Annotated in this window: 15 protein-coding genes and 1 pseudogene; 8 read left to right on the plus strand and 8 right to left on the minus strand. The window is 54.8% G+C overall.

Features of this window, described 5'->3' with window-relative positions; all coding sequences use genetic code 11:
* From ACMHXH_RS13395 to ACMHXH_RS13430, 8 genes and pseudogenes are all read left to right on the plus strand, one after another.
* A partial coding sequence (locus ACMHXH_RS13395; protein ID WP_413738165.1) for a hypothetical protein occupies positions 1-607 on the plus strand: 607 nt, incomplete at its 5' end.
* Between the two features lie 11 nt (positions 608-618).
* Positions 619-1,476, plus strand: coding sequence for an RHS repeat domain-containing protein (locus ACMHXH_RS13400; RefSeq protein WP_233962915.1), 858 nt, complete (start codon positions 619-621; stop codon positions 1,474-1,476).
* Positions 1,477-1,485: 9 nt separating this feature from the next.
* Positions 1,486-1,809 (plus strand): hypothetical protein, encoded by a 324-nt coding sequence (locus ACMHXH_RS13405; protein ID WP_025010228.1) that lies wholly within the window; start codon positions 1,486-1,488, stop codon positions 1,807-1,809.
* A 186-nt stretch (positions 1,810-1,995) separates the two neighbouring features.
* A pseudogene (locus tag ACMHXH_RS13410) lies at positions 1,996-2,223 on the plus strand (alpha-amylase family glycosyl hydrolase); the annotation flags it as partial.
* A 366-nt stretch (positions 2,224-2,589) separates the two neighbouring features.
* Positions 2,590-3,990, plus strand: a complete 1,401-nt coding sequence (locus tag ACMHXH_RS13415) for a TolC family protein (protein WP_335912364.1) — start codon at positions 2,590-2,592, stop codon at positions 3,988-3,990.
* A complete protein-coding gene (locus ACMHXH_RS13420; protein WP_028781331.1) occupies positions 3,980-4,954 on the plus strand; it encodes an HlyD family secretion protein in 975 nt (324 codons plus the stop codon). Before ACMHXH_RS13415 ends, ACMHXH_RS13420 begins: the two co-directional genes overlap by 11 nt.
* Before the next feature lie 2 nt (positions 4,955-4,956).
* A complete protein-coding gene (locus ACMHXH_RS13425; protein WP_052248166.1) occupies positions 4,957-6,114 on the plus strand; it encodes an ABC transporter permease in 1,158 nt (385 codons plus the stop codon).
* A complete protein-coding gene (locus tag ACMHXH_RS13430; protein ID WP_335912365.1) occupies positions 6,111-7,274 on the plus strand; it encodes an ABC transporter permease in 1,164 nt (387 codons plus the stop codon). Before ACMHXH_RS13425 ends, ACMHXH_RS13430 begins: the two co-directional genes overlap by 4 nt.
* On the opposite strand, the gene hydF is transcribed toward ACMHXH_RS13430, so the two are convergent.
* The 8 genes from hydF to ACMHXH_RS13470 form a co-directional block, all read right to left on the minus strand.
* Positions 7,234-8,466 carry a [FeFe] hydrogenase H-cluster maturation GTPase HydF gene (gene hydF / locus ACMHXH_RS13435; RefSeq protein ID WP_335912366.1) on the minus strand — a complete coding sequence of 411 codons (1,233 nt, stop codon included), beginning with the start codon at positions 8,464-8,466 and terminating at the stop codon, positions 7,234-7,236. The genes ACMHXH_RS13430 and hydF overlap by 41 nt on opposite strands.
* Positions 8,459-9,472: a [FeFe] hydrogenase H-cluster radical SAM maturase HydE gene (gene hydE / locus ACMHXH_RS13440; RefSeq protein WP_144360873.1), complete on the minus strand. Its 1,014-nt coding sequence runs from the start codon at positions 9,470-9,472 to the stop codon at positions 8,459-8,461. The genes hydF and hydE overlap by 8 nt, the downstream gene beginning before the upstream one ends.
* A complete protein-coding gene (locus ACMHXH_RS13445) occupies positions 9,469-10,080 on the minus strand; it encodes a hypothetical protein (protein WP_052248165.1) in 612 nt (203 codons plus the stop codon). The genes hydE and ACMHXH_RS13445 overlap by 4 nt, the downstream gene beginning before the upstream one ends.
* Complete coding sequence (gene hydG / locus ACMHXH_RS13450) at positions 10,077-11,531, minus strand: [FeFe] hydrogenase H-cluster radical SAM maturase HydG (RefSeq protein ID WP_039034847.1); 1,455 nt, start codon at positions 11,529-11,531, stop codon at positions 10,077-10,079. Before hydG ends, ACMHXH_RS13445 begins: the two co-directional genes overlap by 4 nt.
* 68 nt (positions 11,532-11,599) lie before the next feature.
* Complete coding sequence (locus ACMHXH_RS13455; protein WP_335912367.1) at positions 11,600-12,265, minus strand: cytochrome b/b6 domain-containing protein; 666 nt, start codon at positions 12,263-12,265, stop codon at positions 11,600-11,602.
* 10 nt (positions 12,266-12,275) lie between these two features.
* A complete protein-coding gene (locus ACMHXH_RS13460) occupies positions 12,276-12,593 on the minus strand; it encodes an iron hydrogenase small subunit (RefSeq protein WP_039034845.1) in 318 nt (105 codons plus the stop codon).
* Between the two features lie 10 nt (positions 12,594-12,603).
* A complete protein-coding gene (locus ACMHXH_RS13465; RefSeq protein ID WP_335912368.1) occupies positions 12,604-13,836 on the minus strand; it encodes a [FeFe] hydrogenase, group A in 1,233 nt (410 codons plus the stop codon).
* Positions 13,837-14,113: 277 nt separating this feature from the next.
* Positions 14,114-14,518, minus strand: a complete 405-nt coding sequence (locus ACMHXH_RS13470; protein WP_039034843.1) for a hypothetical protein — start codon at positions 14,516-14,518, stop codon at positions 14,114-14,116.
* Between the last annotated feature and the right edge of the window lie 48 nt (positions 14,519-14,566).

Genomic DNA, 14,566 nt, shown 5'->3' on the forward strand with positions numbered 1-14,566 from the left:
GTACGATACCCGCGGCAATGTCATCCACAATGGCCGTTACCCGCTCAGCTATAACCTGGGACAGCAAATGGTCTCAGCCAAAGGTATCAACTACAGCTACGATGGCCATAATCGTCGGGTACGCAAAACTGAAAGCGGTAAAAACAGTTACAGTGTGTACAGTCAGGGGGGCCAGTTGTTACATCGAGTCTCTGAAAACGGCATGAAGACTGACAGTATATATTTGGGCAAAACCATAGTTGCTGAAGTGGATGACCCAACCTCCTCGGTTGTTGTGCCGGCTCCTACAGTGAATATCAATATATCAGACACCATGATTGGTGGTGAATGCCCTCCTAAACAAGAATGTTTTGATATTGTGGATGTACCAGCGCACCGAATAGCCTGGTCGTCAACTTCATCCACGAGCTGCAGCGGTACGATTCAAAAGTATCGGAATGGTATCAACATGGGCACTATTACCCTGGTAGGTACAAGTGGCACACAAACAGAATTAAAGAATGGCACAGTGTATAACATCAGTGTCACTTGCACAGGAAACGGCGGCAGCAAAAGCGCTATTGCGACAGCTCGCGGCGGCAGTAGCGGCGGCGGTGATTACATGTAAGGGGAATACTCATGGAACGAATAATTCAACTCCTAACGCTGCTGTTACTGTTAATATGCAGCCAAGTATCAGCAACCACAGTTAGATATCAGCATACAGATATGCTGGGGTCAGTCGTTGCAGAATCGGACAGTGCCGGCAACATCATTAGTCGCAGTCATTACGAACCGTTTGGCAAACGATTGGGGGGAGACAAGGCCGGCATAGGCTACACAGGCCACCTGCAGGATGAGGACTTGAACCTGACCTATATGCAGGCACGATACTATGATCCACTGATAGGGCGGTTCTATGCCAATGATCCGGTTGGATTCAGGGATGTGCATAGCTTTAACCGGTATGCGTATGGGAATAATAATCCGTATAAATACGTAGATCCGGATGGGAAAACAGGGGTTTTAGCTTATACGCCAACAAGTTCTCCTGTTGGAACAACCGGCATGGAGAAGCTTTCCCTTGAGCAACAATCAGCTGGGGTAAATGCTGTAATGGATGCGGCTCCGATTGTTGGTGATATCAAAGCTATTCAAGAAGCCGCAAGTAACCCTACCGGGGTAAATATTGCCGCAGCAGCAATTGGTGCCATACCACTGATAGGAGATGCCGCTGCGGCTGGTATAAAAGGGAGTAAAGTTTTTAGCAAAGAAAAACAAGCTCTTGTGGAGATGGCTAAAATGGACAAGAAGAATGGTGGTGTGACGCAAGGTGATATGGATGCATATGCCGAATTAAATGCTGAGCTATCAGACCCCTTCCCATCAAATCAAGTCAGGGGACTGGAAACTCATCCAGATAGGGCTAATGGGAGTGAGCCTCATGGTCACGTTGGCCCAGTAAACCATATACCAGAAAAGAAAATCGAAGATTAAAGGCTTAGTATGTATAAGAAACTGCTTGATTTTTGGATAAAAGTATCTAGTGAACTAAATTTGGACATTGATATTGGACATAAGGTCACATTGGATTCTGGGGAAGTAATCGAGTCGCTACTTTTGGTTAAAGGATTTGGTGCCAAAATGGGGATGTTAATCTTTAGCAAAGATATTGATATTACCCAAGTAAGAAAAGAGTTGAACGAACTTGGTTATGGGTACTCACATATGTACCCACCACTAGAGAATGAACAATTTGACATTGATGATTATGTTGAACTTTTAGAAGATTGGGGGTGGACGGGTAAGCTATCAGAAAAACCTTTTTAAGTTCAATTATGCTAAATAATTTAAAGACTCTGACAAGTCTTGAGTAGGTCTGAGAAGCGTGGTCAGTTTTCAGCGGAAAGCTGGCCAACTGTTTTAGAAAAAGACAGGACAGCCAGATCTTTTTGATGTTTCGCACAGGCTTGACTAGGCTTTGAAATACCCATCAAAGCTCAATCGAGGTTGGTTATGACCACAGCCCGTCGCCAGTTGATAGATGCTGAAAGTACGCCCTTTTACCACGTGATTAACCGTTGCGTTAGAAGGGCATTTTTGTGTGGTGAAGATGCACTGTCTGGGCGCAGTTACCAGCATAGACGTGGCTGGATAGTGGATAAAATCAGGCAGTTGTCGTCAATATTCTGCATCGACGTTTGCGCTTATGCGGTTATGAGTAATCACTACCATTTGGTGCTGGCATCCAAATTCATCCACGGATAAGGTCTGCTCACCATCCTTGGCTCACGCCCATAAGCACACTCGCCGCTGGCCACTTTATTTGCGCCAATAGGCTCTCGGCAACGCCCAAGTGCAGCGCAATTTTGTAAGTCTAAATTCGTGAGTTTAGGATGTGTGTCTATTCCTCGGTGCAGGTTCGCACCTTCCTTAGTTTCAATACAGCTTAAAAAAGACTAGGATCCAGTAGCTTGTCTAGTTTTTAACAATTGTTTCGCCAGGCCTTGGAGGCCTTGCGCCGCTGCGCAGCAAGGTTAACTGGTGGCCGACAAGCGAGGATGATATCCTTTTTGCTCAGGAATTAGAGTTTTTACTCTAGGGGTGTAGATGAAATTGACCAAATTTGCCTGGTTGCTGTTGTGGCCGCTGGCGGCTCAGCCTGCGCTTGCCGCAGACTATAGTTTTGCCTCGGCCTGGCAACAGTTGCTGGAGGTGAGCGATAAGCTGGCGGCCGAAGGCCAGGAAGTCAGCCGCGCCGAGGCGCAGCAAGAGGCCGGGCGTGACCTTAACCTGCCATCGCTCAACATCAACGGCAGCTATACCAGGCTGGCAAAACCGATAGAGTTGGATCTTAGCGATCTCAATCCACTCGCCTCTATGGATCCCGCCACTCTGCCACCGGCCATAGGTGGCATTATCGGCTCGCTTCCCGGCTCGATGTTTGTGACTCCTTTTACCGAGCAGGATGTGTTCCGAGCCAGCTTACAGGCGATGTGGCCGATTTATACCGGTGGCCAGATCTCTGCCGCTCAAGGCATTCAGGCGGCTCAGGTGGCTGAGAAGAAGCAGCAACTGGAGTTGGCGCGGCGTGAGCTGTTTACCACTCTGGTAGACAGATACTATGCAGTCACTGTGACCCAGGCTTTGGTGCAAACCCAGGCTCAGCTGGTGGCCTCGCTGGAAAAGCATTACAGCCACGCTGAAAAACTGGAACAACAGGGGCAGATCGCCAGAGTCGAGCGCCTCAATGCCCAGGTGGCACTGGATCAGGCCAAGGTCGACCTCGGCAGTGCCAAACGCCGCCATGAGATGGCGCTGATAGCCTTGTCACGCCTGCTGCACCAGACTGATATCGCCACCAAGTCACCGCTGTTTATGGCGCCAAACTCCCCTTCATTGCCGCAATTGACCGAGCTGACGCTGAAACAGCATCCAGCCTTGCGCTTGTTGGAGGCGAAAGAGACCCAGGCTCAGGGCCTGGTCGATATGGAAAAGGGAAAATACTTCCCTACGGTTTTCCTCTACGGTAACTACACCCTCTATGAAGACGACAGCCTGTTTTCCAAGGTCGAACCCGACTGGATGGTAGGCGTCGGGGTCAAGGTGCCGCTGCTGTCCCGTGATGGTCGCAGTGGCAAGGTGCAGGCGGCCAAGAGCGCCCTGCTGCAGGCCAGATACACCAAGGCACAAACCCGTCAGGATCTCAGTCTGTTGGTGGATCAGAGCTATCGCCAACTGCTGCAGGCCGAAGAGGAGGTCAATGCCTTGAACAGCTCTCTGGCGCTGGCAGAGGAAAACCTCAAGCTGCGGGAACTGGCTTTCAATCAAGGGCTGTCTACCTCTATCGACAGAGTGGATGCCGAGCTCAAACTCAGCGCCGTACGCACCAAGCAGTTGGCGGCTCAATATCGTTATGTTCAGGCCTATGCCCGCTTGATGGCGGTCAGTGGCCAGTTGGATGAATTTATCGGACGCAGTGACAAGCAGGAGATACAGGATGCGGGTTAATCCTTTGGTGGCCATAGTGGCCCTGGTAACCATAGTGGCGGCGCTGGTATATGGGCTGATCCTGGCTTACTCCCCCAAGCCACAGCTGTTGCAGGGGCAGATAGAGGCCAGGGAATACAATGTGTCTTCCAAGGTGCCGGGCCGGGTAGAGCAGGTGTTGGTGCGCCGCGGAGACAGTGTCAGTGAAGGGGATCTGCTGTTTGCCATCGACAGCCCCGAGCTCAACGCCAAACTGATGCAGGCCGAGGGTGGCCGTGATGCCGCCAAGGCGATGCAGCAGGAAGCCGACAGCGGTGCTCGTAAGCAGCAGGTTGCCGCCTCCCGCGAGCAGTGGCTCAAGGCCAAGGCCGCCAGTGAGCTGGCCAAGACTACCTTCGACCGGGTAGAAAACCTGTTCCGCGATGGCGTACTTGCCCGGCAAAAGCGTGATGAAGCCTTTACCCAATATCAGGCCGCCAAGTATACCGAGCAGGCCGCCTATGCCATGTACCAAATGACCGAAGAGGGCGCCCGGGAAGAAACCAAGGCCGCCGCAGCCGGTAATGCCCGTATGGCCGAAGGCGCGGTGAAAGAGGTCAGTGCCATACTCGCCGACAGCCAGATGCGCGCGCCCAAGGGCGGTGAAATCACCGAGGTGCTGTTGCAGGTGGGCGAGCTGGCACCCAGTGGTTTCCCTGTGGTCAGTTTGGTGGATATGACAGATGCCTGGGCCGTGTTTCAGGTGCGAGAGGATCAACTCAAGCAGTTCAAGAAGGGCGAGCGTATGACCCTGACACTGCCGGCGCTGCAACGCAGTGTCGAGTTTGAGGTCAGCCACATCAGTGTGCTGGGCGACTTCGCCACCTGGCGGGCGACCGAGAGTGGCCACGACTTTGATATGCGTACCTTTGAAGTGGAGCTCAGGCCGCTGGAGCCGGTGGCCGATCTACGGGTGGGCATGTCAGTATTACTTGAAAAGTCTTGATTATGAATAAGTTGCTTCGGCGAGAGTGGCAGGCTGTCTGGCGCGATCCCTGGCAGCTGGCACTGATAAGCTATCTGCCGCTTATCGGTGTGCTCTGTCTTTGGTGGTTGTTTTCCGCCGGGTTGCCCAGGCAGTTGCCGGTGGCGCTGGTGGATCAGGACAATTCCAGCCTCAGTCGTGAGCTGGGGCGTCATCTTGAGGCTAATCCTGTCACCGCCCCCAGGCGCTATCTGGCGCTGGACGAGGCGGTCGAGGCGATGCGCCGCGGCGAGGTCTATGCCTTGGTTATCTTGCCCTATGGTCTGAAACAGGAACTGCTGACCGGGCATACTCCCACCATAGACCTGCGCTACAACGGCCAGTTTTTGCTGGTGGGCAAACTGCTGGCCAGTCAGTTGCAACTGACCCTGGCCGATGGTTTGCAGCAGGTGGCCAGGCTCAAGCAGCTGGCGGCCGGTGTCAACCCGTCCCAGGTTGAGGTTCACCTCAGCCCTGTAAGCACCCAAACCACGGCACTGTTCAACCGCAATAACAACTATGTCGGCTTCCTGGTGCCGCCTGTGCTGATAGCTCTGTGGCAGTTATTTGCCATGCTGGCCTTTGCCGGCAGTCTCAACCGTGAGCTGCGCCAGGATACTCTGGGGGAATGCTTCCGCCTGGGTATGCCCTCGGTGCTTTTGAGTAAGTTTATGGTCAACGGCGCCTTTATGTTGCTGCACGGCGGCTTTATTTTGGTGCTGCTGTATCAGCTGCTGGGGCTGCCGATTGCCGGGCAACTCCTGTGGCTGCTGCCGATGCAACTCTTGATGTTGATGGGCGTTTGGCTCTGGGTGCAGGGGATTTTCTTTATGCTGGCCGACTGCGCCAGGGTGATCAGCTTTTGCACCGCGCTGTTTGCACCCGCCTTTGCCTTTATGGGCATTACCTTCCCGACCGGAGAAATGCCGCTGCTGGCGCAGTGGTGGCGTCTGTTGATGCCATCAAGCCACTATATAGAGTCCCATGTTGCTTTGGTGAGCTATGGCGCCGGGCCGGCCAGCTTGCTGCCTCAGGCGCTGGGTTATCTCGGCTTTCTGCTGCTGTTGATCCCCAGTTGGTTCTTTGCCCGTCGTTATGCCAGGGTGCTGCAGTCGCAGTTGCCGCTTGAGGAGAGGTTATGACAGCCAAGTCCCTTTCGTTATGGCAGTTGATCTGGTTGGATTTACGCGCCTTGGTGCGTGACAAGGCGATCTCTTTGACCCTGTTTGGCGGCGTGCTCTTCTATGCTGTGCTCTATCCCTTGCCCTATCTGCATCAAGTACCCACAGAGCAGCAGTTGGTGGTGGTGGATCACGATAACTCTTCGCTGTCACGGCGGCTTATCCGTCACGCCGATGCCAGTGCCCGTATTCAGGTTGTCGGCCGGGTCGGCGCCATCGACGAAGCCAAGGCCTGGGTCACCGATGGCCGCGCCCATGGTTTATTGGTGATCCCGTTTGATTTTCGCCGCGATCTGTTACTGGGACGGGGCGCGACCTTGAGCTTCGGCGGTGATGCCAGTTACTTCCTGATCTATTCCGCCGTGGTAGAAGGTTTGGTGAGTGTCGGTATGGATGCCGGCAAGCAGATCCAGCTCAAGGGACTATTGGCCTCGGGCCAGAGCCCTGAGGCCGCTGCCCAGAGTCTGGCGCCGATTAAACTCAATGCCGTGCCCGCGTTTAATAAAGGTTTGGGTTATACCCCCTATGTGGTGCCCGGCTTGTTTCTGCTGATTTTGCACCAGACCTTGTTGATAGGCGCAGGCATACTCGGCGCCGGGCAATGGCGTCAGCCGGGCTATTGGAACCGGGTCAGCCCCTTGATGCTGGTCAGTGCGCGGGTGTTGGCCTTCAGTCTGCTCTATTGCCTGTTCAGTGCGCTCTATATTGGCTGGTGTTACTACGTCTATCAGGTGAGTCTGCAGGCGAGTCTGGGGCAGGTGTTGTTGCTGATGTTGCCTTTTCTACTGACCACGGCCAGCGCCGGGGTGGCACTCAGCTGCCTGTTTGTGCGGCGCGAATTGCCGACCCAGGTGATACTCTTGGTTTCTATGCCTATTCTGTTTGTCAGCGGCTTTGTCTGGCCCTTGGCGCTGATCCCTGAGCCCTTGGTGTGGCTGTCGCAGGTGATCCCGGCGGTACCGGCGATTATGGGAATGTTGCAGTTGAATCAGATGGGAGCCGAGTGGGCAGCCATAGCCCCCAAATGGTTACAGCTGTGGGGGCTATTGTTGCTGTTCTTCCCTCTGGCGGTTTGGGGCGTTAGTTGGCGTCGGCGTCAGCTGCCAGCAGCGGCGCACTGACTCTTTCCAGCACCCCACAGGCCTTGGCTAGTACCAGCCCGTAGTTGGTGATGGCGACGCCGCGGCGGCGACATTCGAGAATGCGCCGCTGCATCTCTGCCCGACCCAACATACAGGCGCCACAATGGACTACCAGTTTGTAGCGTTCCAAATCGGCCGGAAAGTCATGACCGGCACAGACGCTGAACTGCAACTGCTTGCCGGTCAATTTGCCGATGGCCGCCGGGATCTTCACTCTACCTATATCTTCATCCTGCACCTCATGGCTACAGGCTTCGGCGATCAATACCCGATCGCCATCCTCAAGCTTTTCGAGCATCTCGGCGCCTTGCAGCTGCGCCGGTAGATCGCCCTTGGCCCGGGCAAACAGGGTGGAGAAGGTGGTCAGCGGAATACTGTCGGGTACCTGAGCGGCCACTTGTCTCACCGCCTGGGCATCGGTTACTACCAGTGCCGGTGGCGTGGGCATGGCGGCCAAGGCCGTGGCCAGCTCAGACTCACGGCAGATGCTGGCGATGGCACCGTTATCCAGCGCTTCTCTGAGAACCTGCACCTGGGGCAAAATCAATCTGCCCTTGGGGGCGGCTGAATCTATCGGGGCGACCAGCAGCAGCTGCTCTCCGGTGCGGTAACAGTCGGCGGCCAGCACGGGATCGCGGCGAAAATCGGCCGGTACCAGTTGAACCAGCTGCTCGACCAAGTCTTCCCGGTGTTTTGCCTCTTGGGTCGACAGGCATAAGAACTTGATGCCTTGGTCGTTGAGCCAGTGCTGATGCTCTGCGGGCAACGGCGCCAGATCTTGCTTGTTCGCTACCACCAGGATCGGCAGTTGCCAGCTTTGCAGCAGTAACAGCCAGTCGCGGTCAAACTCATCCAACCCCAGTTCATCCAGCACATAGACGGCGATATCGGCCTGTTGCAACGCCCGGCGACTGGCGGCTATTCGCTGAAGCCCCAGGGCGCCGGTATCGTCCAGTCCGGCGGTATCTATCAGGGTAGCCGGGCCGACCGGATGCAGCTCAAAGGGCTTGCGCACCGCATCTGTAGTGGTGCCCTTGGTCTCAGAGACTATGGCACTCTGCTGGTTGGATAAGTAATTGAGCAGGGAGGATTTCCCGGCGTTGCGACGACCACACAATACTATGTGCAGTCTGACTCCGCGGGGGGCTGCATTGGGGGCCGAATTACACATTAATTTGTCTCCTGGCGTTGCCTCTGTCCGCAGAGCAATGCAAGCCGCGGGCTTTGAGGCTGAGTTTGATATCGGCGAGACGCTGTTCCAGCGGGCAGCCGGAGGCATTTTTGCCGGGGTAAATAAGGTATTTACTGCTGTCTTTCTGTGGTGTGAACGAGGGCATAAGCACATTGCAGCCGCGGCTCAGGGAGTCGAGCCTAGCGCCGCTTTGCAGGGCATCCAGGGCGCTGGTGGCCGGTATGTTGGCACCGGGGTTAAGCAATCTGAGTATGGCGCAGGCCCGTTGGCACTCAAGCACATTGCCATTGGCCGTGTTTGCCAGCGGGGTTTGTGGATGACTGACGAAGGGGCCGACCGCCAACATCTCCAGTTCCATGGCTGAGAGCGCCAACAGGGCGTCAGCCAGGGCATCGCTCTTGCTGCCCGGCAGGCCACAGATAATGCCGCTACCTGTCTCATATCCCAGGCTCTTGAGGGTTTCCAGTAGCCTTAGGCGTTTGTCCAGCACTCTTCCCGGACGCAGGCGGCTATAGAGCTCGGCATCCAGGGTTTCCAGTTTCAACAGATAGCGGTCGGCGCCGGCTTCGCGCCAGAGCGCCAGTTCACTGTGGCTGCGTTCACCCAAAGATAGCGTGATGGCCAACTGGCTTTGCTGTTTGATAGTGCTGAGGATGCGGCTTATGCCATCCTGGCGAAAGCGGCTGTCTTCACCGGATTGCAGCACCAGGGTACCGATGCCGGCTTTATCTACTTTGAGGGCCGAGTCGATGATTTCCTGGTGGCTGAGCCGGTAACGCTCAATGTCGCGATTGGCGGCTCTCAGGCCACAGTAGTGACAGTCGCAGCGGCAATAACTGGAAAACTCCACTATGCCTCTGAGCCAGATCTCTTTGCCAAAGTACTGGCGCTTGACCTCATCGGCACGGGCAAACAGCCAGTCATCAGCTTCGCCGCAGAGCAAGGCTCTGATTTCTGCTGAATCCAGATTTTCGGCCGGTTTCATGCCTGGGCTCCTGCCTGTTTCAGCACTTGTGCCAGCTCATCGGCGTAGCGATATAACGCCTGTTGCCAAGGCGTGGCAGCGACCTTGGTGCGGCCTTGCATTCTTTGCCATAGGCCTGCCGGTGGCAGCCCCAGCTCGCGGCTGTCCAACTTGAGCCACAATCCCAAAGGCGCCAGATGTGGACTATGGGCATAGTGGCCGACAAACAGTTGATCATCGAGCAATAGCAGCGGCGCGCTGGCGGCCAGCTTACTGCTGACTGCTGTCACCTGCTCAGGCCAGGAGGAGGCGAGTTGCTTGCTCCAATGCTGAGACACCCGGTATTCCTCGAGGATTTCCATCTCGGTGGACTCAGGACGCAACATTTTGCCAAACGCCAGCCCGGCTTCGCTTTCCAGTTCTTGCGTCACTATCAACAGCTGCGACAGCTGGCGGCTTTGCAGTCTTTGTCGCAGCAGCTGATCTATCGCCCCTTCACTGAAATTGGCATAGTGGCCGGCATGCAGGGCCACTCGCCGGGCGCGGCTCAGTGCCGATTTCAGCTGTTGTTTTGGCAGCCCGGCATAGAGACGGCAGCCGGGTGCCAGTACCAGGGTACGACCTTTCACAGATAGATGTCCCTCTCGCCCGCATCGGTGCGCGTGAGGCAAGCCTCGATATTACGTCTTCTGGCAGGGCTGAGTTTATCCAGCTCGGCGGCTATCAAGGCTTCGCCGGCTTTGCGGGTCTGCTCGCTGGCGTAGTCGTTGAGGTATTCCTTGAAGGTGATCAGGGCATTGGGTTGGCAGAATTTGCCAATAAACTGCTGCTTGGCCAGGCCGATAAAGTGATCGCCGGTGCGGCCCTTGCGGTAACAGCCGGTGCAGAATGAGGGGATGGAATGGCTATGCTTGACCAGATCCAATACCACTTCATCCATGCTGCGGTGATCGCCCAGGCTAAATTGGGCTGCATCGTCTTCCTGGTTGTAGCCACCTGGGGTGGTCCGTGAGCCGGCACTGATCTGTGAAACCCCCAGGCTCAGGAGTTCACGTCTGAGTTCGGCATTTTCACGGGTGCTCATAATCAGCCCTGTGTAGGGCACTGCCAGGCGGGTAATGGCTACCAGGCGCTTGAAGGTGGCGTCATCGACGACATAGGGAGGCTGCTCCGACAAGCTGGAGCCATCGGCGGGTTCAATCCGCGGGAAGGAGATGGTATGCGGGCCTATGCCGCAATCCTGCTCCAGTTGCTGTACATGGGCGAGCATGGCCAGCAGCTCGAATCTGTGGTCATAGAGACCAAACAGTACGCCAATGCCCACATCGTCGATACCGGCTTCCATGGCTCTGTGCATGGCGTAGAGGCGGTAGAGGAAGTCCTTCTTGCGGCCCTTGAGGTGCACCTGTTCGTAGGTCGTTCTGTGGTAGCTTTCCTGAAAACACTGATAGGTGCCTATGGCGGCTGTTTTCAGCAGCTTGAAGTCTTCTGTGTCCATGGGGGCGCAGTTGACATTGATGCGGCGGATCTCACCACCTTTGCCTTTGCGCACGCTGTACATGGTCTTGATGGAGTCGACTATGGCGCGGGCGTTATTGCGCGGGTGTTCACCGTAGACCGCCAGGATCCGTTTGTGGCCCATATCTTCCAGGGTTTCCACTTCGGCGATCAGCTCCTGCTCGCTCAGGGTCTTGCGTGGCAAGTCATGGTTGTCGGCGCTGAAGCCGCAATAACTGCAGGCGTTGGCGCAATAGTTGGAAACATACAGGGGTGCGAACAGTACAATGCGATTGCCATAAATGGCATCTTTGATGCCACGGGCAACGGCAAACAGCTCTTCGTCTACAGTGGCGTCCTGGTTTTGCAGTAAAACCGCCACTTCCTCCAGTGTCAGCCCCTGCAAACTGCGGGCTTTTTCCAACACCTGACGTACGATTTCTTTGTCGGGTTGTTGATTATTGTTGAGCAAGGCCCAGATGGCGTCATCATCAATAAAATTCACGGCGGGGTTATAGTCTTTGACTTGAATCGTCTCGGCATGGCCCGATACAAGCGGGTCTGATATCAAAGGGCCTGACATTTGTGGCTCTCCTGTGAAAAAAGGAGCACAGTCAAACTGCGCTCCTTGGAATTTGAAGAAGGGGAGGGTTACTCGGCGTGCTTGGTAGAGACCGGAACGACCTCCTCCTGTACCCATAGTGGCGTGTATTCGGCGGCGTCGTGATAAGGCACTTTACCGTGCAACATCATTGCCTTGAAGTCGTCGAAGCGGTAAACCGCCAGGAACAGGTGCACGGGCAAAAACGCTGTCAGCAGCAGGCCACAACCCAGGTGGATCATGCCTAGCAACCAAGCGGTATCACGTGGGATTGCATAGGGAACCAGCCATAGCGCCAGACCTGTGATAATCAGTGCAGTACCGCCGAGCAGAACGCAAACCCCGAACAGCTTCTGTCCTGAGTTGTACTTACGCATAGGAGGTACGGCAACTTTTTTGCCCAGCAAAAACTTCTGTGGATAGCCACCGAGTACCTTGAACCAGCCTACATCGTTGCCACCGAAGGTGAACACCCGGTTGGTGAACAGCACGACACGGTCGAATGCCATCAGGGTGAAAGCCACCGAATCCAGCGCCATAATGACACCGGCAACAATATGAATGTCATAAGTCAGCCCCATCGCGCTGTCGCTCAAGGGTTTAAAGAACAACAATAGCCCGGTAGCCGCCAGTGGCAGGAAGCTCAGCAGCAAAATGTAGTGGAACACCCGAACATTCAGCGGGTGCTTGAGAATGGGACGATTGTCCTGATGCATAGCCGACTCCTTAGGATTTCAGTTTAGTGCGATCGACAAAATGGGTATGCAGCAACTCGTGGGACAGATGTCCCAAGGGCTCACCGCCAAATTCGCTGTAATAGCGGGCAATGGCTGGGTTGGCGTGGCTGACACGGTACTTGGCGATGGCATCATCCATATAGAGGGCATCGGCCCTGGCCTTGATGTATTCGTTGCGCTTGGCGATACGGCTGCCGAGCCAGCCCACAGGCAGGGCCAGTACCGCCAGAATGGCTGCGCCCACAGCCATGAAACGGCGCCGAGACAACAGAAAACCGTCTTCGGTAAATTGATACTTGTCTGTCATGAGCAACTCCTTACAGTTGGGCAACCCAGGATGTGCCTGAGCCGTTGATAGGTTGACCGCCACCGTTGACACAACCACCGGCGCAGTTCATCACTTCGATAAAGTGGTAGGGAGACGTGCCGGCCATCACCTGTTCCAGCAAGGGGCGGATATTGCGGCCCATGTCGTGCACCACGGCGACTTTCAGCTGCACATCTTGCTTAAGCTGTTTGTCATGAATGGTGAGTTCGGCTTCCTTGACGCCTTCCAGACCGCGTACCGGAGTCAGTTCCAGTTTGGCCAGTTCTTCGCCTGTGAGCACCTTGTGCGCAGTACGCACCGCGGCTTCCATCACGCCACCTGTGTTACCGAAAATAGTGCCGGCCCCTGTGTATTGGGAAAACAGGCTATCACCCTTATATTCGGTCACATCGGGTAGGTTGATGTTGAGGCGCTTGAGCAGCTCGGCCATCTCGCGGGTGGTCAGCACAGCATCCACATCGGCGTAAGGTGCGGCATCGTTGTCGTATTGTTGGTGGAATTGCCAGGCTGATTTGAACTCTGGACGTGATGCTTCGAGTTTTTTCGAAGTGCAAGGCATAACCGCTACAGTGAAGATCTTTTCCGGAGCCATATCGTAGACTTTAGCGCCATAAGTTTTGGCGACAGTACCGGCCATCTGCTGCGGCGACTTGGCGGTAGAAAGATGTGGCAACAGGTTGGGGTATTCGATTTCCAGGAAGCGAACCCAGCCCGGACAGCAGGAGGTGAACTGCGGCAGCTTACCGGCATCTGGTTCCTGACGCACATTGGCGTGCAGCCTGTGAATGAACTCAGAGCCTTCTTCCATAATGGTCAGGTCGGCGGCGAAGTTACAGTCGAAGATCCTGAATCCGGCCTGGTGCATGGCGCCATAGAGTTTATTGGTCAGCAGTTGCCCCTTGGGCAGATTGAAGGCTTCACCTATGGCAACCCGTACTGCTGGAGCCAGAATGCCGACCACTTCAGTGTTGGGATCCTGGAGCTTGGTTAATACTGTATCCAAGGCACTCTGGGTTTCATGAATGGCACCGAACGGACAGTTGATCAAACACTGGCCGCAGCTCAGGCAACGCTCTTCATCAATCTTATGGGGGGCACCGGATGCGCCCTCAATAGCATGGGTGGGACAGAACTGTTTGCAGGCGTCACACCCTTTGCATTTGAGCGCATCTATCTGGATCAGTCCGCGGATCTCTCCTGGCTGATAGCTGGTTGCTGTCATGGCAATGCGTTCCTTTTTACGTGAGAATGTTCTTATTTTCTAATTGCTTATGTAAAAGCTATGCCCCTTGGGAAAGGGCGGAAGGATTATAGGAAATAGCTGGCAGCTATCTGTGATCCAAAGCCGAACAAATTGGAGATTTCACAAGTTTTTACATGAAATATGATGAAATTAGCCAGTGAAACAGGGGCATGGGACTTTTTGACTTAGGCCCTGTTTCAGTTAATTTCACAGATGTGACGCGGGATAACACGGATATATCTAGTTGGGATGAGTGTTAGAAATAGAGGTTTTCGACTGTTTTACCGTCAACCAGAATCTCACACTTGTCACCATTGCTGGATTTTGAGGATTGTACCGCGCTGGCAATAATGCCAAATGCGCCGCCTTGACTGCCGAGTACAGACCCAAAGTAGCACTTGCCATCGATTTCCATCTCTTGATAACGACCACCCAGATTTTGGGTTGGAGTATAAGGAGGGAAGGTGCCGCGCATTATCGGGTCACCATTGACTGTCAGTTCCAGTTTCTTCTTATCGGAAAAGTAGCGTCCACCGAGCTTCAGCGTTTGGCCTTTCACTTCGACAGTTTTTTCCTGGGCTATGATGGGTTGCGGGGTTGAACTACAGCCTGCCAGCAGAGCGCCGGCGCAAGCTAGTGAGGCAAGGGTCAATTTACGCATTAATCCGTCCTTTGTTGGATTGTAAGGTATTACTTTTCCGTGTTATCC

Origin of the sequence: Shewanella sp. BJSY2023SW001 (assembly GCF_047314685.1) — a bacterium.
GTDB lineage: Bacteria > Pseudomonadota > Gammaproteobacteria > Enterobacterales > Shewanellaceae > Shewanella > Shewanella indica.